General features: G+C 70.5%; 19 protein-coding genes. 7 read left to right on the top strand and 12 right to left on the bottom strand.

All coding sequences use genetic code 11. The annotated features are described in order from the left end of the window. The first annotated feature begins 262 nt into the window (after window positions 1-262). Window positions 263-1627 carry a M14 family metallopeptidase gene (locus BKI49_RS23965; RefSeq protein WP_095936350.1) on the top strand — a complete coding sequence of 455 codons (1365 nt, stop codon included), beginning with the start codon at window positions 263-265 and terminating at the stop codon, window positions 1625-1627. Window positions 1628-1651: 24 nt separating this feature from the next. Here the strand turns inward: BKI49_RS23965 and BKI49_RS23960 are convergent, their stop codons facing one another. The 5 genes from BKI49_RS23960 to BKI49_RS23940 form a co-directional block, all read right to left on the bottom strand. Continuing rightward, on the bottom strand, window positions 1652-2350 hold the full coding sequence (locus BKI49_RS23960) for a hypothetical protein (RefSeq protein WP_095936349.1): 699 nt from the start codon (window positions 2348-2350) through the stop codon (window positions 1652-1654). Window positions 2351-2414: 64 nt separating this feature from the next. Continuing rightward, window positions 2415-3932 (bottom strand): GntP family permease, encoded by a 1518-nt coding sequence (locus tag BKI49_RS23955; RefSeq protein ID WP_095936348.1) that lies wholly within the window; start codon window positions 3930-3932, stop codon window positions 2415-2417. A gap of 133 nt (window positions 3933-4065) precedes the next feature. Beyond that, window positions 4066-4476 (bottom strand): RidA family protein, encoded by a 411-nt coding sequence (locus BKI49_RS23950; protein WP_095936347.1) that lies wholly within the window; start codon window positions 4474-4476, stop codon window positions 4066-4068. Next, window positions 4473-5252, bottom strand: coding sequence for an IclR family transcriptional regulator (locus tag BKI49_RS23945; RefSeq protein ID WP_095936346.1), 780 nt, complete (start codon window positions 5250-5252; stop codon window positions 4473-4475). Before BKI49_RS23945 ends, BKI49_RS23950 begins: the two co-directional genes overlap by 4 nt. Next, complete coding sequence (locus BKI49_RS23940; RefSeq protein WP_373557583.1) at window positions 5249-6661, bottom strand: sugar kinase; 1413 nt, start codon at window positions 6659-6661, stop codon at window positions 5249-5251. The genes BKI49_RS23945 and BKI49_RS23940 overlap by 4 nt, the downstream gene beginning before the upstream one ends. 245 nt (window positions 6662-6906) lie before the next feature. Here BKI49_RS23940 and BKI49_RS23935 point away from each other — a divergent pair, with 245 nt between their 5' ends. Together BKI49_RS23935 and BKI49_RS23930 are read left to right on the top strand one after the other, a co-directional pair. Next, window positions 6907-8184: an amino acid deaminase gene (locus tag BKI49_RS23935; protein ID WP_095936345.1), complete on the top strand. Its 1278-nt coding sequence runs from the start codon at window positions 6907-6909 to the stop codon at window positions 8182-8184. Window positions 8185-8193: 9 nt separating this feature from the next. Beyond that, window positions 8194-9822 carry an N-acyl-D-amino-acid deacylase family protein gene (locus BKI49_RS23930; RefSeq protein ID WP_095936344.1) on the top strand — a complete coding sequence of 543 codons (1629 nt, stop codon included), beginning with the start codon at window positions 8194-8196 and terminating at the stop codon, window positions 9820-9822. An 18-nt stretch (window positions 9823-9840) separates the two neighbouring features. On the opposite strand, the gene BKI49_RS23925 is transcribed toward BKI49_RS23930, so the two are convergent. Further along, entirely contained in the window at window positions 9841-10734 is an 894-nt protein-coding gene (locus BKI49_RS23925) for a S1 family peptidase (protein WP_095936343.1), read from the bottom strand. A 474-nt stretch (window positions 10735-11208) separates the two neighbouring features. Here BKI49_RS23925 and BKI49_RS23920 point away from each other — a divergent pair, with 474 nt between their 5' ends. From BKI49_RS23920 to BKI49_RS23910, 3 genes are all read left to right on the top strand, one after another. After that, window positions 11209-12630, top strand: coding sequence for a DUF2079 domain-containing protein (locus BKI49_RS23920; RefSeq protein WP_257004931.1), 1422 nt, complete (start codon window positions 11209-11211; stop codon window positions 12628-12630). Window positions 12631-13020: 390 nt separating this feature from the next. Beyond that, complete coding sequence (locus BKI49_RS23915) at window positions 13021-13521, top strand: tetratricopeptide repeat protein (RefSeq protein WP_095936341.1); 501 nt, start codon at window positions 13021-13023, stop codon at window positions 13519-13521. Further along, entirely contained in the window at window positions 13518-14792 is a 1275-nt protein-coding gene (locus BKI49_RS23910; RefSeq protein ID WP_095936340.1) for a glycosyltransferase, read from the top strand. The genes BKI49_RS23915 and BKI49_RS23910 overlap by 4 nt, the downstream gene beginning before the upstream one ends. Window positions 14793-14888: 96 nt before the next feature. Here BKI49_RS23910 and BKI49_RS23905 read toward each other — a convergent pair whose 3' ends face one another. From BKI49_RS23905 to rfbB, 3 genes are read right to left on the bottom strand one after another with little or no spacing between them, the layout of a single operon-like run. Next, on the bottom strand, window positions 14889-16019 hold the full coding sequence (locus tag BKI49_RS23905) for a tetratricopeptide repeat-containing glycosyltransferase (RefSeq protein WP_218835045.1): 1131 nt from the start codon (window positions 16017-16019) through the stop codon (window positions 14889-14891). 4 nt (window positions 16020-16023) lie between these two features. Then, on the bottom strand, window positions 16024-16923 hold the full coding sequence (gene rfbD, locus BKI49_RS23900; protein ID WP_095936339.1) for a dTDP-4-dehydrorhamnose reductase: 900 nt from the start codon (window positions 16921-16923) through the stop codon (window positions 16024-16026). Then, window positions 16920-17894: a dTDP-glucose 4,6-dehydratase gene (gene rfbB, locus BKI49_RS23895; protein WP_095936338.1), complete on the bottom strand. Its 975-nt coding sequence runs from the start codon at window positions 17892-17894 to the stop codon at window positions 16920-16922. Before rfbB ends, rfbD begins: the two co-directional genes overlap by 4 nt. A gap of 386 nt (window positions 17895-18280) precedes the next feature. On the opposite strand from rfbB, the gene BKI49_RS36190 reads away from it, so the two are divergent. Beyond that, on the top strand, window positions 18281-19594 hold the full coding sequence (locus tag BKI49_RS36190; protein ID WP_218835044.1) for a hypothetical protein: 1314 nt from the start codon (window positions 18281-18283) through the stop codon (window positions 19592-19594). Window positions 19595-19961: 367 nt separating this feature from the next. On the opposite strand, the gene rfbC is transcribed toward BKI49_RS36190, so the two are convergent. The 3 genes from rfbC to BKI49_RS23875 all read right to left on the bottom strand — a co-directional run. Beyond that, window positions 19962-20561, bottom strand: coding sequence for a dTDP-4-dehydrorhamnose 3,5-epimerase (gene rfbC, locus BKI49_RS23885; RefSeq protein ID WP_095936336.1), 600 nt, complete (start codon window positions 20559-20561; stop codon window positions 19962-19964). Continuing rightward, window positions 20558-21493 (bottom strand): glucose-1-phosphate thymidylyltransferase RfbA, encoded by a 936-nt coding sequence (gene rfbA / locus BKI49_RS23880; protein ID WP_095936335.1) that lies wholly within the window; start codon window positions 21491-21493, stop codon window positions 20558-20560. The genes rfbC and rfbA overlap by 4 nt, the downstream gene beginning before the upstream one ends. Before the next feature lie 160 nt (window positions 21494-21653). Then, window positions 21654-22172 (bottom strand): hypothetical protein (locus BKI49_RS23875; protein WP_218835043.1); only part of this gene is annotated, 519 nt, incomplete at its 5' end.

Raw genomic sequence — 22172 nt, 5'->3', positions numbered from 1 at the left:
CGTGCCCGGGCCGTGCCCGGACCTGGCGCATCCACCCGTCCGCACACCGGGCACGGCGCCGCGCCCGGTGCGGACCGCGTACGCCACCGGGCTGAATTTCGGCCGATTCCCGCCATCACCGCTTTGTCATCGCTTGACCTGCTCATGCCACGGTCGCACCATGAGCGCCGCACCCGCACCAGGCACGTCGCCATGAACCACCCCCCGCTCCACTCCCCACATTCCGGAGATCCCGGAATTCCTGGAGACACAAGGAGACTTCATGCGACTTCGCATACGCGGCAGCGGCGCGACCGGGTCGAGGAGAGGCGGCCGGCGCACCGCCGCCCTCGCCGTCCTCGCGGCCCTCGCCCTCGCGGCCCCTCTCACCGCCACCGTCACCGACGCCACCGCGAGCGGAGCGGGAGCCCACGCCCCCTCCGCCGACGACGTCCGCCAGTACGAGATCCATCAGGGCACCACACCGGTGACCCGCACGGCCATCCAGCGGACCGGTGTCACCGTGGACGAGGCCGACGAGGAGACCGTCGTCGTCTCGGGCCGCGCGGACCAGATCAGGAAACTGCGCGCGCTCGGCTACGACGTCTCGCCGCTGGGCTCGGCGCCGGACCGGTCGGGCGGCGCCGGTGACGTCCGGCTCTTCGACTTCCCGTCGGCGGACTCGAAGTACCACAACTACGCCGAGATGAACACGGAGATCGACCAGCGCCTCGCCGCGTACCCGAACATCATGAGCAAGCGGGTGATCGGCAAGTCCTACCAGGGCCGGGACATCGTCGCCATCAAGGTCAGCGACAACGTGGCCACCGACGAGAACGAGCCCGAGGTCCTCTTCACCTTCCACCAGCACGCCCGCGAGCACCTGACCGTCGAGATGGCGCTGTACCTGCTCCGCGAACTCGGCGCGGGCTACGGCTCCGACTCCCGCGTCACCAACATGGTGAACAGCCGCGAGATCTGGATCGTCCCCGACCTCAACCCCGACGGCGGCGAGTACGACATCGCCACCGGCTCCTACCGCTCGTGGCGCAAGAACCGCCAGCCCAACAGCGGCAGTTCGTACGTCGGCACCGACCTGAACCGCAACTGGAACTACAAGTGGGGCTGCTGCGGCGGCTCTTCGGGGTCGAAGTCGTCCGAGACCTATCGCGGCACGTCCGCCGAGTCGGCACCCGAGGTGAAGGTCGTCGCCGACTTCGTCCGCGGCCGGGTCGTCGGCGGCAAGCAGCAGATCACCGCCGGGATCGACTTCCACACGTACAGCGAGCTGGTGCTGTGGCCGTTCGGGTACACGTACTCGAACACCACGACCGGGATGACGGCGGACGACTACAACGCCTTCAGGACCGTCGGCGAGAAGATGGCCGCCAGCAACGGCTACACACCGGAGCAGTCCAGCGACCTCTACATCACGGACGGCTCCATCGACGACTACCTGTGGGGCACCCAGAAGATCTTCAGCTACACCTTCGAGATGTACCCGGCGTCCGGAGGCGGCGGCTTCTACCCGCCCGACGAGGTCATCGAGCGGGAGACAGCACGCAACCGCGACGCGGTGCTGCAACTCCTGGAGAACGCCGACTGCATGTACCGGTCGATCGGGAAGGCCGACCAGTACTGCAGCTAGCCGGGGCGCGGTGCCCCGCATCCGTCACGCGGCGTCGCCCTCGGCGTCCTCGCCGTCCTCGAAGTAGGCGTCCAGGACCTCGTCGAGCCGCGACTCCCACTCCTTGAAGCGCGACCTGGCCGTCGCCTCGATCTCGATCGGGTACCAGCGGCGGTCAGGCGTGTGGACGGTGACGGTGAACCGCTTGCCGAAGCGCGGGGACTCCGTCTCGACGGCCCCGATCTCGTCCCAGCGGAACTCCGCCTCCTGGTCGTCCAGGCGCAGCCGTACGCCGCGGTGGTCGGCCGTGATCGAGGCGCGGCGGTCGGAGGCCTCGAAGACGGGACCGTCGGGGTCGGCCGCGTCCTCCGCGTCCGCCCCGGCCCTGTCGCCTTCGCCTTCCGCCTCGTCGTCCGCGTCCGTGTCCTCGGCGGAGCCGTCGGCCGCCGCCTTCCGGGGGCCGGCCTCCGCGGTCTCCTCGTCGTCCGTGCGGTCCGCGTCGACCGCGTCGTCCTCGTCGTCCGTCGCGTCGGAGGCGGTCTCCTCGACGTCGGACTCACCGGACTCCGCCGCCTTCGGCGAGGTCTCCCCGACCGCGCCGTCGTCGGCCGCGGCGTCCTCGGCCGCGGTGCCGGACACCGCGTCCTCGGGCTCCGCGGCCGCGGGCGAGGTGAGTCCGGGGACGAAGGCCGGGTCGAATCCGGCGCCCGGGGGCTGGCTGTTCGAACCTATGCGCTGCTCCACAGCGGGCAGTATGGTCGACGATCCTGTGTCGCACACAGCCAGCCCCGACTTCGTTATCAGACGCCTACACGACCAGGCTGACCGCGGCGGCCACGGCGAAGCCCGCCACGGACAGCACGCTCTCCAGCACGGTCCACGTCTTCAGCGTGTCGCGCTCACTGATGCCGAAGTACTTGGCGACCATCCAGAACCCGCCGTCGTTGACGTGCGAGGCGAAGATGGAGCCCGCCGAGATCGCCATGATGACCAGGGCGACGAAGGCCTGGGAGTGGTGGCCCTCCGTCAGCAGCGGGGCCACGATGCCCGCGGTCGTGACGATGGCGACGGTCGCCGACCCCTGGGCCACCCGCAGGACCACGGAGATCAGGTAGGACAGGACGATCACCGGGAGACCGACGTCGTTGAAGGTGTCGGAGAGCGCCTGGGCGACGCCGCTCGCCTTCAGCACGGCTCCGAAGATGCCGCCCGCGCCGACCACGAGCAGGATGTTGCCGACCGGCTTCAGGGACGAAGTCGACACCGTCTCCAGGGACTTGCGGGACCAGCCGCGGCGGATGCCGAGCAGGTAGTACGCGAGGAGCAGGGCGATCGTGAGGGCCACGAACGGGCTGCCGAAGAACTCGATGACCGAGCGGACGGTGGACGGGTCCAGGGCGATCGACGAGAAGGTGGCCGCGAGGATCAGCACCAGCGGCGTACCGATGATGCCGAGGACCGTGCCGAGCGGCACCGGCTTCTCCTGGGGCTCCACTCCCGACGCGCGCTGCTCCTCGACGACCGCCTGCTTGGCCTCCGCCGCGGCCTCGACCATGTCCTGCGGCACGGGGACGAACAGGCGCCTGCCGATCCAGGCGGAGTACACCCAGGCGGCCAGGACGGCGGGGACGCCGCAGACGATGCCCATGAGGATGACCCAGCCGAGCTGGACGTGCAGCAGACCGGCCGCGGCCACCGGGCCGGGGTGCGGGGGCAGGAACGCGTGGGTCATGGACAGGCCGGCGAGCAGCGGCAGGCAGTAGAGCAGGATGGACTTGCCGGAGCGCTTGGCGGCGGCATACACGATCGGCGCGAGGACGAAGATGCCGACGTCGAAGAAGACCGGGATGCCGAAGATCAGGCCGGTCAGGCCCATGGCGAGCGGTGCGCGCTTCTCGCCGAAGAGATTGAGCAGCCGGGACGCCAACACCTCCGCGCCGCCGCTGACTTCGAGGATGGCGCCGAGCATGGTGCCCAGGCCGATGATGATGGCGACATGGCCGAGGATGCCGCCCATGCCGGACTCGATGACGGAGACGGCCGTCGACCGCTGGACCGTGCCGAAGAGTTCGGTGACCGACAGTCCCGAGGCCAGGCCGACGGCTATGGAGACGGCGAGCAGGGCCACGAACGGCTGGAGCCTGGTCTTGATGATGAGGAACAGCAGCAGCGCGATGCCGAGGGCGGCGACGGTGAGCAGCCCGGCGGTGCCGTCGAGGAGGAGGAGCAGGCCGCCGGTGTGGGGTGGTGTCTCAGGGGTGGCTGGAGCCGGCGCCGCGAGCGGATGCGACGGCACCGAGGACCAGAGGGACAAGGGGGACGCCATGGAGGGCCTCTGTTTCGTAAGTGCATGGTGCTTTCGGGCAGGGGGAATCGCGGCACGGCGCCCCGGGGGATGACGGGTGTGGGGCGCCGCGCCGTGATGGCGTGCGGGAGTGCGGGTGGTGCGAGGGTGCGTGTCAGCCGAGGACGGCGAGCACGTCGATCTCGATGAGGAGTCCGGCCGGCAGTCCGACGTAGACGGTGGTGCGGGCGGCGGGGGGCGCGGTGAGGCCCTGCTCCTCGAAGTACTGGTTGTAGATCTCGTTCATCTCGGCGAAGTGGCCGACGTCCGTGAGGTAGACGCGGATCATCATCGCGTCGTCCCAGCTCGCGCCGCCCTCTTCGAGGATCGCCTTGACGTTGGCGAGGGTCTGGAGGGTCTGCTCGCGCAGGGTCGGACCGGCGGGCGTCGGGGGCTTGCCCTCCTCGGCGGGCAGGAAGCCGACCTGGCCGGCGACCTGGAGGATGTTGCCCTTCTTCACACCGTGCGAGAACTTCGCGGGCGGGGTGGTGTGCGTCTTCGGGGTGAGGGCGATCTTGTCCGTCATTCCGTGCTCATTTCTTGGGGGGCTTCCTTCGCGGGGGTCCTGCCCGAGTAGTCGCGGCTGATGGCGTCGGCGGTACGGCGCACCAGCGGGAGCAGGGTGAGGAGTTCGTCGGCGGTGACGACGACATTGGGCGCGGAGACCGACATGGCGGCGGCGACGCGTCCGTCCGCGCCGCGGATGGGGGCGGCGACGCAGTTGATGGACTCCTCGTGGCCACCGAGGTCGGTGGCCCAGCCCTGTTCGCGCACCGTCGCCAGCTCCTTGAGGAAGGCGGGCGCGTTGGGGATCGAACGGGCCGTGTACATGGGGTAGTCGAGCTTGTCGGCGAGAGCGCGCCGCTCGGCCTCGGGGAGGTCGGCGAGCAGCAGTTTGGCGACCGCGGCGACGGTGATGGCGACGGGCTTGCCGATGCGCGAGTACATGCGCACGGGGTAGCGGCTCTCCACCTTGTCGATGTAGAGGACCTCGTTCTCCTCGTAGACGGCGAGGTGGACGGTGTGTCCGCACTGTTCGTTGAGGCGTACGAGGTGGGGGTGGGCGATCTCGCGCACGTCGAGGTTCTCCACGGCCTCCTGGGCGAGGGCGAAGAGGCGGGCACCGAGCCGGTAGCGCTGGTCGGACTGGCGGTAGACGAGTCCGTGCTCGTGCAGGGTGCGCAGCAGCCGCAGCGCGGTGGACTTGTGCACACCGAGCCGGTCGGCGACCTGGCCGAGGTCGGCGGGGCCCTCGGCGAGCAGCGGCAGAATGCTGAGCGCGCGGTCGACGGTCTGACTCATGGCGTGCGTACCTCCTCCTCGGCCCGATCGACGGTTCGATCGGCGGCGTGGCCGATGGCTTTCGTCCAGCCGGGGCCGAGTCGAAGTCTCCCCCACGCGTCGTCGTCGAGAGCGGCCAGGCGGTCGGCGTGGTCGCGGGACGGCGGCGTGGCGAGGTCGCCGGGGACGGTGAGCGCGGCGGCGGCCATGAGGTGGCCGTGCCGGAGCCGGTCGCGGACGGGCAGTCCGCGCAGGGTGGCGGAGAGGAAGCCGGCGGCGAAGGCGTCGCCGGCGCCGACGGCGGCGACGACGTCGACGTGCAGGGCCGGCACGAAGGTGGCGGTGTCGGCGGCGCCGTCGCCACGCCTGGACGCGGCGACGCCCTGCCCCCGGCCGCGGGCGTCCCCTTCGCCGGTCCCCTCAACGCCGCCGAGCGTCTCACTCCGGTCCGCGAGGCCGGACCGCTCGCCGCGGCCGGTGCGGCCTTCCCCTTCGCCCTCTTCGTCCCCGCCGACGCCGACGAGCGCCTCGCCCCGGCCCGCGAGACCGGACCGCTCGCCGCGGCCGGTGCGGCCTTCCCCTTCGCCCTCTTCGTCCCCGCCGACGCCGACGAGCGCCTCGCCCCGGCCCGCGAGACCGGACCGGTCCCCCCGGTCGGTGACGGTCTTCTCGAACACCGTCGCCCCCGCCTCGCCCTGCTTGACGACCAGGACGCCGGGCTCGGGCAGGGCGTCGCGGACGGCGCGCGCCCCGTGCAGTCCCCAGGCCTCCCGCGCCTCGTCCTCGCCGACGAAGACGATGTCGGCGCCGCGGGCCAGGTCGAGCAGGACCCGCGGGCCCGCGGCGTCACGCCACAGTCCAGGGCGGTGGTTGACGTCGAAGGAGACGAGCGGACGGCCGGGCCTAGGCGCGGTGAGTTCGCGCATCAGGCCGAGGCAGTCCTCGGACAGCGCGGCGGTGATGCCGGACAGATGCAGGACGCGGCCGGCACGGACGGCGTCGAGGTCCAAGGTGTCGGCGGCCATCGCGGAAGCGGCGGACCCGGCCCGGTAGTAGGCGACTTCGTGGGCGTCGGTCGCCCGGTCGCCCGCGGTGCGGAAGTAGATGCCGGTCGGGCGCTCGGGGTCGCGACGCACGGCGGAGGTGTCGACGCCGTACGCGGCGATGGTCTCCACGAGGTGGTCGCCGAACCCGTCCGCGCCGACCCGGCCGACCCAGCGCGCGGTGTGCCCGGCGCAGGCGAGCACGCACGCCACGTTGGACTCGGCGCCACCGATGCCCCGCTCGAAGGACGGGACGTCGGCGAGGCGGCCCGGCCGGGAGGGCAGGAAGGTGACCATGGACTCGCCGAGCGCGACCACGTCGACGGGGCCGCCGAGGCCGGCGGCGGCGTCGTGGGGCACGGTGTCGGCGGGTCCGTTGGGGGTCACGATGGCTGAGGCTCCTTGCTCTCACGGGCACGGCGTGGTGGACACTCCAGGTCCCGCCGTCGCGCTCCCCTCCGCCCCTCGGGCGGGCGGCGGGGGGTTCGACGGCAGGGCCGCGCGGCCAACGGCACCGTTGACCCTGCGTTGGCTGGGATGTTAGACAGCAGTAAGCGACATACGCAATGACCGTTGCACATTGCGCAACGCATCAGCGGAGCGCGGGCAACACACCTCATCAAGGAGGCCCCATGGGCGCCGACACCGCCGCAGCACAGCTCGCCGCTCTCACGGCGGACCGTGTCGACCACCGCTTCAAGGGCCTCCCGCCGGACGCCGACGGACTGACCGTCGGCGAGCTCGCCGTCCAGCGCCGCAACCTGTTCACGGACGGCTTCACCACCCCGGTCCTCGCGCTCTCCGCCGAGCGGCTCCAGCACAATCTCGCCCTGATGGAGACGTACGCCACCCGGCACGGCCTCGCCTTCGCGCCGCACGGCAAGACGTCGATGGCCCCGCAGCTGTTCTGGCAGCAGATCGAGCACGGCGCGTGGGGCATCACGCTGGCGGTCCCCCACCAGGTGCGTGTCGCACGGCGGTTCGGGATCGACCGGATCTTCCTGGCGAACGAGCTCGTCGACCACGCGGCGCTGCGCTGGATCGCCGCCGAGCTCGCCCGGGACGAGGACTTCCGCTTCGTCTGTTACGTGGACTCCGTGCGCGGTGTGGAGCTGATGGACGCGGCACTGGGCGGCACCGCCCGACCCGTGGACGTCGTCGTGGAGCTCGCCGCGGGCGAGGGCGCCCGCACCGGCGTCCGCACGGAGGCCGAGTGCGCGGCGGTCGCCGACGCGGTGGCCGCGACGACGACGCTGCGGCTGGTGGGCGTGGCGGGTTACGAGGGCGAGGTGCCCCAGGCGGACCCGGAGCGTGTGCACGCCTGGCTGCGCCGGCTCACCGCGCTGGCGGCGGACTTCGACAAGGCGGGCCGGTTCGCGGGTCTGGAGGAGATCGTCGTCAGCGCGGGCGGCAGCGCCTGGTTCGACGCGGTCGCCGACGTCTTCGCGGAGATCCCCGCGCTCTCCCGGCCGGTCCTGAAGCTGCTGCGGTCCGGCGCGTACGTCTCCCACGACGACGGCCACTACCGCAAGCTGACCCCCTTCACCCGTGTCCCGGAGGAGGGCGCGCTGCACCCGGCCTTCCGGCTGTGGGCCCAGGTGGTCTCCCGGCCCAGTGCCGACCAGGCCTTCGCCAACGCGGGCAAGCGGGACGCGGCGTACGACCTGGATCTGCCCGAGGCGCAGGTGGTGCGGCGCGACGGCGTCGAGCGCCCGGCGAGCGGCGTCGAGGTGACCGGGCTCTCCGACCAGCACGCGTGGCTGCGCACCTCCCCCGACGCGGAGCTGCGGGTCGGCGACTGGCTCGGCATGGGCCTGTCCCACCCCTGCACGTCCTTCGACAAGTGGGAGCTGATTCCCGTGGTGGAGCAGGACGGCACGGTCGTCGACTACGTCCGCACGTTCTTCTAGGAGGCCGCCGTGTTGGATCTCGTCATCCGTGACGCGGACGTCGTCGACGGCACCGGTGCGCCCTCGTACCGCGCCGACGTGGTCGTCGACGGCGGCCGGATCGTCTCGATCGTCAAGGAGGCCGCGGCGGCGGGCTGCCAGCGCCCCACCGCGTGCCGGGAACTGGACGCCGAGGGCCTGGTCCTCGCCCCCGGTTTCATCGACATGCACGCGCACAGCGACCTGGCGCTGCTGCGCGACCCGGACCACAGCGCGAAGGCCGCGCAGGGGGTGACCCTGGAGGTCATCGGCCAGGACGGCCTGTCGTACGCGCCGGTGGACGACCGCACGCTGGCCGAGGTCCGCAGGGCGATCACCGGCTGGAACGGCCACGGCGACGACATCGACTTCAGCTGGCGGTCGGTCGGCGAGTACCTGGACCGGCTCGACCACGGTTTCGACGGCGAGGGCATCGCGGTCAACGCCGCGTACCTGATCCCGCAGGGCACCGTGCGCATGCTGGCGGTCGGCTGGGAGGACCGCGAGGCGACGCCCGCGGAGCTGGACCGGATGCGCCGGCTGGTGGCCGACGGCCTGCGGGAGGGCGCCGTCGGCATGTCGTCCGGGCTGACGTACACACCTGGGATGTACGCCAAGGACTCCGAACTGACGGAACTGTGCCGGGTGGTGGCCGCGCACGGCGGCTACTACTGCCCGCACCACCGCTCGTACGGGGCGGGCGCCCTGGAAGCGTACGAGGAGATGGTCGCACTCACCCGCGAGGCGGGCTGCCCGCTGCACCTCGCCCACGCCACCATGAACTTCGGCGTCAACAAGGGGCGGGCCCCGCAACTGCTGGCCCTGCTGGACGAGGCGCTGGCCGGCGGCGCGGACATCAGCCTGGACACCTATCCCTACACGCCGGGCTGCACCACGCTCGTGGCGATGCTGCCCAGCTGGGCGAGCGAGGGCGGCCCGGAGGCGGTCCTCGCCCGGCTGCGGGACGACGCGACCGCCGAGCGGATCCGGCACCACATGGAGGTCGTCGGCGCGGACGGCTGCCACGGCGTCCCCATCGAGTGGGACACCATCGAGATCTCCGGTGTGAGCGACCCCGGCCTCGCCCCCTACGTCGGCCGCACGGTCCGGCAGTCCGCGGACGCACGCGGCGAGACTCCCTGGCACACCGCCCGCCGTCTGCTGGTCGAGGACCGGCTCGGCCCGACGATCCTCCAGCACGTCGGCCACGAGGAGAACGTCCGGGCCATCATGCGCCACCCCGTGCACACGGGCGGCTCGGACGGCATCCTGCGGGGCGACAAGCCGCACCCGCGGGCGTACGGCACCTTCCCGCACTATCTGGGCCGGTACGTACGGGAGTTGGGCGTGCTCTCCCTGGAGGAGTGCGTCGCCCACCTCACCGGCCGGCCGGCCGCCCGGCTGCGGCTGCCCGACCGCGGAATCGTCCGCGAGGGCAACCGCGCCGACCTGGTCCTCTTCGACCCGGCCACGGTCGCGGCGGGTTCCACCTTCGAGGCCCCGCGCACGCTGCCGACCGGTATCCCGTACGTCCTCGTCGACGGCCGTTTCGTGATCGAGGACGGGCGCAGGACGGATGTGCTGGCGGGGCGGGCGGTCCGCCGCGAGCCGACCGGATGACCGCCCGCCGCGCGGCGGTTACGGCTTGGGCAGGGTGCAGCCGGAGCGGCTCAGGTCGAGCTTGTTGTCGAGCCCGAAGCACGGGACGATCTGGTAGGTCTCCTCGGCGTAGTTGATGCCCTGGCGGACCGTCACGGTGCCGTTGGCGTCGACCTCGCAGGGGTTGTTGACGGTGCAGCGCCCGCCGTCCTCGTTGCCGGTGTTGTTGACGGCGACGACCTTGCCGGTGGAGTTGTCGACGACGGGTGAACCGGACGTGCCCCCGATGGTGTTGCAGGCGGAGGTGTAGCGGACCGAGTCCTTCCAGGTCCAGTCGCCCTCCTTGAGGCGGTACACGAACCCGTCGATGTTGCAGCTGTAGATGCGCTTCCAGTAGCCGGAGACGACCTTGATGGCCGTGCCGGCGACCGGGTGCGTGTCGCTCAGCGTCAGCGCGCTGATGCCGTACGAGCTCTTGATCTGCGCGTAGGTGCGGGTGAGCTGGTAGATCGTGACGTCCGTGTCGGTCATCGTGGAGTACGCGACCTTGCTGGCGCGCAGCGTCGCGACCCTGGTGCCCGCGGAGTTGAGCAGGCCGAACGAGCGGCTGGATGCCTGGTCGACGATGACCTCGCCGGGCTCCGGGAAGCCGGTCTCCAGGCAGTGGCCGTTGGAGAGCACGAGCGCGGGGTCGTCGTCCTCGGAGCCGGGCATCCGGACGACCGAGCCGGAGCAGTTGCTGAGCGAGACGGTGCCGGCGAAGTCCACGGCCTGGACGGCGGGCGCCCGGTCGGGCGACGCCTTCCCGGCCGACGCCTGCTCCTGGACCGGTGATTGCGCGGCGCGGTCGGGAGCGGGCGCCGCGACCGCGGGTGCCGCACCTGCCCCGGCGATCACCAGGGCGAAGAGCGCGGCGACGAGAGGCTTTCTCATGTGGGGGTCCCCTCTTACGACTTGGGGTGACCGAAGGTTTTCCGGTCACCCTTCTGTTTTGTCATGCGCATTGTGAGGCGCGAGGGGTGAGGGGACAAGGAGTTGTTTCCGGCCGAGTCGAGGCCGGCCGCGCCCGGTTCCGCCGGGGCTCCCGACGGCTCCGGGCCCCGCGGCGGCCGGACGACTCCGCGAGCGCCCACGGCGAGCACCGACCGGAGGACGAGGACCGACGACGCCCCCTGGGCATGCGGCCGTTCGGTGGATTCTGACCACACGGGAGTTCGGCCAGGGCCGAATGCCGTGCGGTGCTGGCATCTTGAGGGCCGCCCACCCGATTCCCCGAAAGGAGTCTCGATGCATGCACCGCCCGTCGAAGGCGCAACGGTCCCGACACAAAAAACGACCATCGAGAAAAATTCGATTCCCGGACAACCGTATCGAGGCCGCTTCGGCGACACATGGTGGGTCTACGCCATGGCGGGAGCGCTGTTCCTGATGTACGCGGCGCTTTCGCTGCGTCTCCATCAGCAGATGCGCACGAGCAGCTACGACCTGGGAATCTTCGAACAGGTGGTCCGCTCCTACGCGGAAGGGCACTTGCCGGTTTCCGAAGTGAAGGGCCAGGACTATCCCGTCCTGGGCGATCACTTCTCTCCGATTCTGGCCTTGGTGGCGCCCTTCTACTGGGTGTTCCGCGGGGCCGAGACGCTCCTGGTCGTCCAGGCCGCGCTCCTCGCCGTGAGCGTCGTCCCCTTGACGTTGTGGGCACGCCGCGCCCTCGGCTCCCCGGCCGGCGCGGTCATCGGCGCCTGCTACGGGCTCTCCTGGGGCATCGCGAGCGGTGTCGGTTACGACTTCCACGAAGTGGCCTTCGCCGTACCGCTCCTGGCGTTCTCGCTAACGGCGCTCGGCAACGGCCGCCTCACCGCGGCGGCATGCTGGGCACTGCCCCTGCTGCTCGTGAAGGAGGACCTCGGACTCACGGTCCTCGTCATCGGCCTCGTCATCGCCGGGCGCGGCAACCGCAGGCTGGGATTCGCCACGGCGGCGGTCGGCCTCGCCGGATCGGCACTGACGCTGTTCGTGGTCCTGCCGGCCTTCAACCCCAACGGCTCCTTCGCGTATTGGTCCCTGGTCGAGACCTCGTCCGGAGCGTCCATGGGCTCTGTCTCGATGGCGTCGTCCACAGGCGGCGTGGACGGCGTGCTCGACGTGCTGTACCGGGGCACCATCGGTCTGGTCACTCCCCAGACCAAGGTGACGACCCTCCTCCTCGTCCTCGCCCCCACCCTGTTCCTGGCGCTGCGGTCCCCCTTCATGTGGGTCGCCCTGCCGACGCTGGTGTGGCGCTTCACGTCGAACAACGGCTTTCACTGGGGCACTCTGTTCCACTACTCGCTCGTCCTGATGCCGGTGGTGTTCGCGGCCTTCGTCGACGCCCTGGTGCGGCGCGGGACCAGCGGGCGCAGCCTGCATCGCTACCTGGCCGGCTCCGCCGCGATCACCCTCATGATCCTGCCGAGCTTCCCTCTGTATCAGCTGGCCCAGTCGGGCACTTGGCGCGACGACCCCCGTGTCGCCGTGGCCCGCCAACTGCTGGCCAAGATCCCCGACGGCGCCACGGTCCAGACGTCCGACCATCTGGTACCGCAGCTCACCAACCGCACGAGCGTCAGCCTCTACGGCTGGTACGACAGCCGCCTCGACCCGCAGTGGATCATGGTGGACACGTCGGTGTCGGACAACAACCGCTGGTGGCCGGGCCAGCCGCTCAGCTCCGCGGAGGAACGGCAGCACCTCGACGAGAACCGTCGCGAGGGCTACGAACTGGTGGCGCTCCAGGACGGCTACGAACTGCTGCACCGCCCGGAGGCGAAGCCTCGACAGCACGGCTGACCGGGCGGAGCGGCGTGCGGATGTCGGTTCGGTTCACCGGCACGGGAATCGGGTGCCGTCGACCTGCATCACCGAATCCTGCCTGCATTCGGGTGGACCGCACACCGCAAATGCCCGGCAAATGACGGCGACATCGGGACGGCCTCGTAACGTCGGCAGAAATGACGGTGGTTCGGACTCCGGCGCCACCGACACCACCGTATTCCCCCGGTGTCGGGCGCCTGAGGTCAGCCACATCAATCCGTCCCTCACTCTTCCACGAAATGTGACAAAGTGAAACGTAGGCGATTGTGGGTAGGGCTCACCGGCTCGGCTGTTCTGGCAACCGGGTTGATCTCCTGGGCGATTTCGTTCCGTTCGGCGCCGGCCCCGGAATCCAAGAACACGTCGATGTCCGGGTTCCATGACGTCAACACCCTTTTGCAGACCGGCATCATGCAGCAACAGATCCCCGACCCCAAGGGGGCCACGGTCACTTACCGGCGCGTGCTGGAACTGGATCCGGGCAACAAGTACGCCTGGTACAACCTGGGGGTCATGGCGCAGCAGGACGGTCGGACGGCCGACGCGCGCGCGGACTACGACAAGGCGCTGAAGTCCGACGCGTCGTTCAAGTCGGCCCTCTTCAACGAGGCGATCCTGCTGAAGACGTCCGATCCCGACACGTCCATCCGGCTCATGAGTCGCGTCCTGGCCATCGACCCCAAGGCGGGCACCGCCCATCTCCACCTCGGACAGGTCCTGGCGCAGCAGCACCGTGACCGCGAGGCCGCGGACGAGTTCCGTCGCGCCGTGGCGACCGACGCGACACTGCGGTCCCAGGTGCCGGAGAAGTTCCGGGATTCCATGAGCTCCTCCGAGACGTCGAGCCAAGCAGGGAGCACCGAATGACGTCGACAGCGACACCGAGGTTCTCCGTCTTCACGCCCAGCCACCGGCCCCGGTTCCTCGACGAGTGCCTGGCGACCCTCCAGGCACAGACCCGTTCGGACTGGGAGTGGATCGTCCTGCTCAACAACGGTGCCCGGTGGCGGCCGGAGCGGCCCGACGAGCGGGTCCGTGTGATCATCGCGGACGACGTCGAGGGCGTGGGAGCGGCGAAGCGCAGGGCGTGTGAACTGGCCCGCGGGGAGATCCTCGTCGAACTCGACCACGACGACCTGATGGCGAAGGCCTGCCTGGCCGAACTCGGGAAGGCCTTCGACAAGCATCCCGAGGTCGTCTTCGTCTACAGCAACACCGCGCAGATCACCGAGGACGGCAAGCGGGAGGAGAGCCGCTTCGACGAGTCGTTCGGCTGGGAGTACCAGGAGGTCAGGGTCGACGGCCGCAAGATGCTCCAGGTCGTCTCCCTCGCGCCGACGCCGCACAACGTCGCCTACATCTGGTACGCCCCCAACCATGTGAGGGCGTTCCGCAAGTCGAGTTACGAGGAGGCCGGCGGGTACAACGCCGAACTCGCCGTCCTCGACGACCAGGACCTGATGTGCCGTCTGTTCCACGTCGGCGACTTCCATCACATCAACCGCTGCCTCTATCTCCAGCGGGTCCACCCGGAGAACACCCAGCGCGACCCGGAGATCAACGCGCACATCCAGCGCGAGACGGTCGCCCTGTACGACAAGTACATCGAGGCGAACGCCCTCGCCTGGACCGCGCGGCGCGGACTGGTCGCGCTGGACCTCGGCGCCGCCTTCCACAAACCGCCCGGCTACGTGGGTGTGGACAGGCGCTCCGGGAAGGGCGTCGACATCGTGGCGAACCTGCCCGAGAAGCTGGACCTGCCCGACAACTCCGTCGGACTGGTGCGGGCGGTGGACTTCCTCGAGTACGTGCCCGCGAAGGTGCCGCTGATCAACGAGCTGTACCGGCTGCTGGCACCCGGCGGCATGCTCCTGACCGTGACGCCCAGTTCCGACGGCCGCGGTGCTCACCAGGACCCGTCGCACGTCGCCTACTACAATGAGAATTCGTTCTGGTACTACACGGACAACCAGTACCGCACCTTCGTGCCGGAGATCGAGGCCCAGTTCCAGTCGTCGCGGCTGGTCACCTACTACCCCTCGGACTGGCACAACAAGAACGACATCTCGTACGTGGTCGCCAACCTCATCGCTATGAAGAAGGGCGCCGCGCGCTGCGGCGGACGGCTGTTGGTCTAGGCACCGCACATGAAGGCGCCCGGCGGTCCGTCAGGTCCGGCCGGGCGCCTTCATGTGTGTGGGCGTCGGGTGGGGCGGCGCGTCCGCAAACGCGCCTCAGACTCCTACCGGTTCCTTCGCGGCCAGTTCGCGCCGGGCGAGTTCGAGGTTGTGGACCACGCGTTCACGGTGCCCGTCCGGCATCTTGCCGCCGTCGAGCAGACGCTCGCAGCACCTCTTCGACTCCTCGTACTCGCCGACCCAGTAGGCGGACACCGCGAGTTCGTCGAGGGCGCGCCATTCGTACCAGGTGGCAGCGACGAACAGGCGGTCGCCATCCGGATAGGTCAGGCGTGCCGCCTCCCGCGCGAACAGATGGGCCAGCGACCAGCGCTGACCGCTCAGGCGGCACCAGCGCGCGAGTTCACCGAGCGCTTCGGCGCGGGTGGGGCGGCTCTCGTGCGCACGGAGGTAGCGGTCCATCACCTCGGCCGGCGGCCGCTCCAGCTCTTCGGCGAGCTGTGCGGCGAACAGACGGGCGCAGAAGACCTCTTCCTCCCAGCCGCCCATGGCGGCACGACGGTCGTAGGCTTCGAGGGCCTTCTCGAACTCACCGGCGTCGCGCCAGGTCTGGCCGAGGTAGAAGACGTACCGCTCGTTGCCGGGCTCGTCGACGAGACCTTGCTGGAGGGTCTCGGCGTCCGCGAGGTACTTCTCCCGCCGGCTTCTCCCTCTGCTGCGTGCCCCGCCGCCCACGATGACGATCGTGGCTCCTTCGAGCGTCCCGACGGTGTACTGCGCACCGCAGTCGATGTACTCGTGCAGGACGCCGACGTACCGCCAGGGCAGCCGGGTCGAGACCAGTGCGTGGCGCCGGTATCTGTAGGACTGACTTCTGACGCCGAGCCAGTAGGCATCGAGCGTCAGTTCCGGCATCCGGGCGCCGGACGGCACCTCCATCACGTCGTCGGCGTCCATGAAGAGCAGGTAGTCCCCACGGGAACGGGCGAGTTCGACGGCCTCCGTGCGGCTCTTGTCGAACCCCTTCCAGGGCCGCTCGTGCAGGACGCCCGGGAGGTCGCCGTAGACGTCGCGGATGATGTCCTGCGTGCCGTCGGTCGAGCCCGTGTCCACGATGACCCAGGTGTCGATCAAGGGCCGTACGGATTCGAGACAGCGCCGGATCACCGGGGCCTCGTCCTTGACGATCATGTTCAGGCAGACCGTCTGCTTCACGGTTCCGTCCACCTCCTCAACGTGTGCGCGCCGCTGCGGCCAGTGCCGTGAACCGGGTCGTCCTCAGGGCGGCCGACAGCTGGTCGTCCCAGGCGGGAAGGGGCGCGAGGCCGGCCCTCAACCAGTTGCCATGACCGAGCACCCCGAACGCCGGACGGGGCGCCGGACGCGGGAACCTGTCCGATCCGACCGGGCGGATCCGCTCGGGATCGAGGCCGCTGAGCCGGAAGGTCTCCCGCGCCAGACCGCACCAGGTGGCGCGTCCGGACGACGTGCCGTGATAGATCCCGGCCGGAGCCCGGCCGGCCAGCGCGGCCCGGCCGAGCGCGACCAGCTGCCGGGCGAGCGCACGCGACCAGGTCGGCTGGCCGTGCTGGTCGGCCACGACGTCCAAGGTCTCGTGACGTGAGGCCAGTTCGAGCATGGTCGCGACGAAGTTGGCTCCGTGCGAGCCGTAGAGCCAGGCCGTCCGCACGATGTAGCCGGTGTCCGGGAGCAGGTCGGCGACGGCGCGCTCCCCCGCCAGTTTGCTGCGCCCGTACGCGTTCACAGGGCCCGTCGGCGCGTCCTCCGGGTAGGGGCGGCGGGAGTCGCCGGGGAACACGTAGTCGGTGGAGACGTGCAGCAGGACGGCGCCGGTGGCGGCGCAGGCGCTCGCGAGATGGCGGACGCCCGTTCCGTTCACGGCGGTCGCCGCCGCCTCGGACCGCTCGGCGCCGTCGACGTCCGTCCAGGCGGCGCAGTTGACGACCAGCCGCTGACCGGCGACGGCGGTGCGCACGGCGTCGGGGGCGGTGATGTCGAGGTCGTCACGGCCCGGTCCCGTCACGACGGCGTCCGGATCGGTGGCGAGTTCGGCCAGCACGTCCTGGCCCAGGAGCCCGCGTGCACCGGTCACCAGCCAGGTCGTGCTCATCGCAGCGCGGCCCTCTCCTTGAGGGGCTCCCACCAGGAGCGGTGGGTGCGGTACCAGGCGACCGTGTCGGCCAGGCCGTCCGTGAAGGACACGTGCGGGGCGTAGCCGAGCTCTTCCCGGATCTTGCTGTCGTCCAGCGAGTAGCGCAGGTCGTGGCCCTTTCGGTCGGTCACGTGCTCGACCCGGTCCCAGTCCGCGCCGGCCGCGTCGAGCAGCAGACCGGTGAGCTTGTGGTTGCTCAACTCGGTCCCGCCGCCGATGTGGTAGACCTCGCCGGCCCGGCCGTCGCGCAGGACCAGCTCGATGCCCCGGCAGTGGTCGGAGACGTGCAGCCAGTCGCGCATGTTGCGGCCGTCCCCGTACAGCGGGACCGTCCTCCCGTCGAGCAGGTTCGTGATGAAGAGCGGGACGACCTTCTCGGGGAACTGGTACGGCCCGTAGTTGTTGGTGCAGCGGGTGACCACGACGTCGAGGCCGTGCGTGCGGTGGTAGGCGAGCGCCAGCAGGTCGGAGCCGGCCTTCGACGCGGAGTACGGGGAGTTCGGCGCGAGGGGCCACCCCTCGGTCCACGAGCCTTCGGCGATCGAGCCGTACACCTCATCGGTGGACACGTGCACGAAGCGGCCGACGCCGTGCCGGTGGGCCGCTTCGAGCAGCACCTGCGTGCCGGTCACGTTTGTGTGCACGAAGGGACCGGCCCCGTCGATCGACCGGTCCACGTGGGACTCCGCGGCGAAATGCACCACCGCGTCCTGGTCGGCCATGACCTGGTCGACCACGTCGGGGTCGCAGATGTCGCCCCGGACGAAGGCGTATCCGGGATGTTCCGCCACGGGCGCCAGATTGGCCTCGACTCCCGAGTAGGTGAGTTTGTCGAGGACCGTGACCCGCGTCGCCGGATCCGAGTCCAGCCGCCGCCGGACGTATTCCGAGCCGATGAATCCGGCGCCACCGGTTACGAGGATGCGCATGGCTCTCCGAGCTTTCTGCCTGATCGTCTGTTTGATCAAAGGGGGAAATGCGGACGGTGCCCGCGAGGCCGAGGCCTCGGGGGCACCTGTCGCTCACATGGGAGTCATGGGGTCACGTCGGCGCAGACCACGTATACCGTGATGGTGCCTTCGGCCCGCCCTTGCCATCCAGTGGGCGCAGTGGCCGTGCTACCCCCGGTCGGCCTGGTGACGTTGACGTCGTCATTGCTCTGGACTCCACCGCCGGTGGCGATGTCACCGGCCCTGCACGAGACATTGACCAGAGTGTTGGAGGCTCCGGTGACGGTATTCACGTAGAGGTTGACCGGGCCTGCGGGACCCGTCTCGCCCTCGTCACCCTTCCCGCCCTGAGCGCCCTGAGCGCCTTGGTAGCCCTGCGGACCCTGAGCACCCTGGTAGCCCTGCGGGCCCTGGTTGCCCTGCGCACCCTGGTTGCCCTGCGGACCCGTGGCACCCTGAGCACCCTGGTTGCCCTGCGGACCCTGAGCACCCTGGTAGCCCTGCGGGCCCTGGTTGCCCTGCGCACCCTGGTTGCCCTGCGGACCCGTGGCACCCTGCGCACCCTGGTTGCCCTGGTTACCCTGCGGACCCGTGGCACCCTGCGCACCCTGGTTGCCCTGCGGACCCTGCTCGCCCTGAGCACCCTGGTTGCCCTGGTTGCCCTGCGGGCCCTGCTCACCCTGCGCACCCTGGTTGCCCTGCGGACCCGTGGCGCCCTGAGCACCCTGGTTGCCCTGGTTGCCCTGCGGCCCCTGAGCACCCTGGTTGCCCTGGTTGCCCTGCGGCCCCTGAGCACCCTGGTTGCCCTGGTTGCCCTGCGGGCCCTGCTCGCCCTGCGCACCCTGGTTGCCCTGCGGGCCCTGGTTGCCCTGAGCACCCTGGTTGCCCTGCGGACCCGTGGCACCCTGAGCACCCTGGTTGCCCTGGTTGCCCTGCGGCCCCTGAGCACCCTGGTTGCCCTGGTTGCCCTGCGGGCCCTGCTCGCCCTGCGCACCCTGGTTGCCCTGCGCACCCTGGTTGCCCTGCGGACCCGTGGCACCCTGCGCACCCTGGTTGCCCTGAGCACCCGTGGCACCCTGAGCACCCTGGTTGCCCTGCGGGCCCTGCTCGCCCTGCGCACCCTGGTTGCCCTGCGGACCCTGCGGACCCTGCGCACCCTGGTTGCCCTGGTTGCCCTGCGCACCCTGGTTGCCCTGGTTGCCCTGCGCACCCTGGTTGCCCTGCGGACCCTGCGGACCCTGCGCACCCTGGTTGCCCTGGTTGCCCTGCGCACCCTGGTTGCCCTGCGGACCCTGCGGACCCTGGTTGCCCTGCGCACCCTGGTTGCCCTGCGGACCCTGCGGACCCTGCGCACCCTGGTTGCCCTGCGCACCCGGCTTGCCCTGGTTGCCCTGCGGACCCTGAGCGCCCTGAGCACCCTGAGCGCCCTGAGCACCCTGCGGTCCTTGCGGACCCTTCTTGCCGGGCTTCCCCGGCTTGCCCGGCTTGCCCTCGTGACCCTGCGGACCACGCGGGCCCTGCGGGCCGTAGCCCTTGTCGTCACTCGTATCGCCGTACGGGGTGGGCGTCGCCACTGCATGGACGGTGCCGGACCGCTGGATGGCGTCGGCGATGGCCGACGCGGTCGGAGCCACGTTCAGCATCACGGCGAGCGCACCCATGGTCACCAGGCTGGCTGACCTCAGGCGTGAGCCTCGGATTGTTCTACGGTTCAACGGAAGTTCCTCACGAAGTGGGAGGGAGCAAACCGCAAGCGTGCGCGCTCACCGCGCCGCATTCACCTGCGCGTCACGTCGCTTTGGCGGCGGACAAAAGCCATTTTTAAACCCTCGGCAATTGTTTGGTTACGGTCCGAACCACCTGGCGGACGAGAATCACCCGGGTGCTTCAATGCATTGTCCGCAACCCTTCGAGCGCGTCCCGGAACGCTGAATTACCGATCTTCCAATCGCCTTCCTGGCGGTTCCCATCGGTAACGATTCCCGGCCGGAGGCCGGCGGACGACGGCCTCCCCGCCACGAGGGCGGGGCGCGGCCGGCGACCGGCTCAGCCGCTGCTGACGAGGCCTGTGCGGAACCGCGCGCAGTCCTCGAAGGAGGGCAGCAGGCCCTGCCGCCCGGCCTCCTCCAGCGTGGGCGCCGCCGCGTCCTTGTCCGACAGGTGCGGTGCGAGGTCCGTGGGCCAGTCGATGGCCAGCGCCGGGTCGAGCGGGTCGATCCCGTACTCGCGTTGCGGCGCGTACCCCTCGGAACACAGGTACACGACCGTGGAATTGTCCTCCAGCGCCATGAAGGCGTGCCCCAGCCCTTCGGAGAGGTAGACGCTGTGGTGCGTCGCGTCGTCGAGCCGGACCGCCTCCCAGGTCCCGAACGTCGGAGAGCCGGTGCGGATGTCGACCACCACGTCGAGGACGGCGCCGCTGACGCACGTGACGTATTTGGCCTGGCCCGGCGGGACGGACGCGTAGTGGATCCCGCGGAGCGTGCCGCGGACGGAACGGGAGCAGTTGGCCTGTCGGAGTCCGAGTCCTTGTCCGACGGCCGCCTGGAACGTGTCGTTCTTGAACCACTCGTGGAACCGGCCCCTGCTGTCCGCGAACACCTTGGGTGTGTCCACCCAGGCCCCTTCGATACCGAGCGGTCTCATGTACGTGCTTCCTTCCGCCGTGCGGCGTCTGTCTGTTCACTGCACCGCTGGGACAGGACCACGAAGCGGGAATCCTCCAGCAGCCCCAGCAGGTAGTGGCCGTATCCGCTCTTGAGCAGGGGCTGGGCCAGTTCACGGAGCCGGTCGTCGTCGATCAGGCCGGCCCGCCAGGCCGCCTCCTCCACGCAGCCGATCTTGAAGCCCTGGCGGTCCTCGATCACCCGGACGAACTCCGAGGCCTGGACCATCGACGTGAAGGTCCCGGTGTCGAGCCACGCGGTGCCCCGGTCGAGCCGGGTGACGTGCAGTGCCCCGGCCTCCATGTAGACACGGTTGACGTCGGTGATCTCCAGCTCGCCTCTGCCGCTGGGCCGCAGGCCGCGGGCGACGTCCACGACGTGGTGGTCGTAGAAGTACAGACCGGGCACCGCGTACCTGGACCTGGGCCGGGCCGGTTTCTCCTCGATGGACAGCGCCCGACCCAGCTCGTCGAACTCCACCACGCCGTAGGCGGAGGGGTTGGCGACCTGGTAGGCGAAGACCCTGCCGCCCTTCATGTCGTCGTTGCGGGCCAGCCGGGTGCCGAGTCCGCTCCCGTGGAAGATGTTGTCGCCCAGGATCAGGGCGACCGATTCCCCGCCGATGAAGTCGGCCCCGAGGACGAAGGCCTGCGCGATGCCCTCGGGGCGTTCCTGCGCCATGTATTCGATCCGCAGGCCGAGTTGGCTTCCGTCACCGAGCAACCGGCGGAACTGACTTTGGTCTTCGGGGGTGGTGATGATCAGAATTTCTCGAATGCCGGCCATCATGAGGGTGGAGATCGGGTAATACACCATCGGCTTGTCGAAGACCGGTAGCAGCTGTTTCGAGACCGAGCGGGTCAGCGGCCACAGTCGCGAACCGGTACCGCCCGCCAAGAGAATTCCGCGCATGGCAGCACCATAAGTGAAATGGCCGCGCTCGCCGCTCTTTCACACGGCTTATGGCGGGGGCGAATCCGGGGTACGGACCTCGGGGCACCGCTCCTTTGCCGTGAGCACTCCGGTGAATCGCTCCACGCCCGTTCCGGTGCCAATTCGCACCGCTCCGGCGTTACTTGGGCCGCTTGGTCGCACCCTGGCCGCGGCCGGGGCGGCCGTTGGAGTTGCCGGGGCCCGACGAGGACGTTCCGGTGGCCGTGGGGCTCGGGGACGCGGTGGCCTTCGGAGCGCCGGACGACGAGGGCGAGGCCGTCGCCGTGGCGGAAGGCGTGGCGTCCCGGGTCGCGGAGGCGGACCCGCCGGGCGTCCCGCTCGCGGTCGCGCCGTCCGTGCCGCCGCCCTCCGCGCCCGCGGTCGCCCCGGACGGGACGGCCGGGGCCTCGGAGTCGCCAGGGGCGCCGTCGCCCCCGCTGCGTCCCGCGGGCGCGGGGCCCCCGGACGGTGCCGAGTCGAAGGGTCCCGAGAGCGCCGCGCCCAGGACGACGACGCACACGGCTCCGGCGCCGACGGCGAGCCGGCGGACCAGCCGGGTGCGACGGCGGCGGCGCAGCCGGTCGCGGCGGCCCGCCGCGCACCGGCGGCCGGGGTCCACCCGGCGTCCCCCCGCCGTGCGGGGTCGTCGGCGGCCGGG

This window comes from Streptomyces sp. Tue6028 (assembly GCF_002300165.1).
In the GTDB taxonomy this organism is placed as follows: Bacteria; Actinomycetota; Actinomycetes; order Streptomycetales; family Streptomycetaceae; genus Streptomyces; species Streptomyces siamensis.
Note: the sequence above shows the minus strand (reverse complement) of the source record. Positions and strands in the feature narration are given on the sequence as shown.

Bases quoted from the DNA above. Each gene is read 5' to 3' on its own strand.
- BKI49_RS23915 (WP_095936341.1), top strand. From the start codon at position 13,021: ATGTCCGGGTTCCATGACGTCAACACCCTTTTGCAGACCGGCATCATG.
- BKI49_RS23910 (WP_095936340.1), top strand. From the start codon at position 13,518: ATGACGTCGACAGCGACACCGAGGTTCTCCGTCTTCACGCCCAGCCAC.
- rfbA (WP_095936335.1), bottom strand. From the start codon at position 21,493: ATGCGCGGAATTCTCTTGGCGGGCGGTACCGGTTCGCGACTGTGGCCG.
- BKI49_RS23950 (WP_095936347.1), bottom strand. From the start codon at position 4,476: ATGACGGACAAGATCGCCCTCACCCCGAAGACGCACACCACCCCGCCC.
- rfbB (WP_095936338.1), bottom strand. From the start codon at position 17,894: ATGCGCATCCTCGTAACCGGTGGCGCCGGATTCATCGGCTCGGAATAC.
- BKI49_RS23935 (WP_095936345.1), top strand. From the start codon at position 6,907: ATGGGCGCCGACACCGCCGCAGCACAGCTCGCCGCTCTCACGGCGGAC.
- BKI49_RS23945 (WP_095936346.1), bottom strand. From the start codon at position 5,252: ATGAGTCAGACCGTCGACCGCGCGCTCAGCATTCTGCCGCTGCTCGCC.
- BKI49_RS23920 (WP_257004931.1), top strand. From the start codon at position 11,209: ATGGCGGGAGCGCTGTTCCTGATGTACGCGGCGCTTTCGCTGCGTCTC.
- BKI49_RS23925 (WP_095936343.1), bottom strand. From the start codon at position 10,734: ATGAGAAAGCCTCTCGTCGCCGCGCTCTTCGCCCTGGTGATCGCCGGG.
- rfbC (WP_095936336.1), bottom strand. From the start codon at position 20,561: ATGAGACCGCTCGGTATCGAAGGGGCCTGGGTGGACACACCCAAGGTG.
- rfbD (WP_095936339.1), bottom strand. From the start codon at position 16,923: ATGAGCACGACCTGGCTGGTGACCGGTGCACGCGGGCTCCTGGGCCAG.
- BKI49_RS23955 (WP_095936348.1), bottom strand. From the start codon at position 3,932: ATGGCGTCCCCCTTGTCCCTCTGGTCCTCGGTGCCGTCGCATCCGCTC.
- BKI49_RS23965 (WP_095936350.1), top strand. From the start codon at position 263: ATGCGACTTCGCATACGCGGCAGCGGCGCGACCGGGTCGAGGAGAGGC.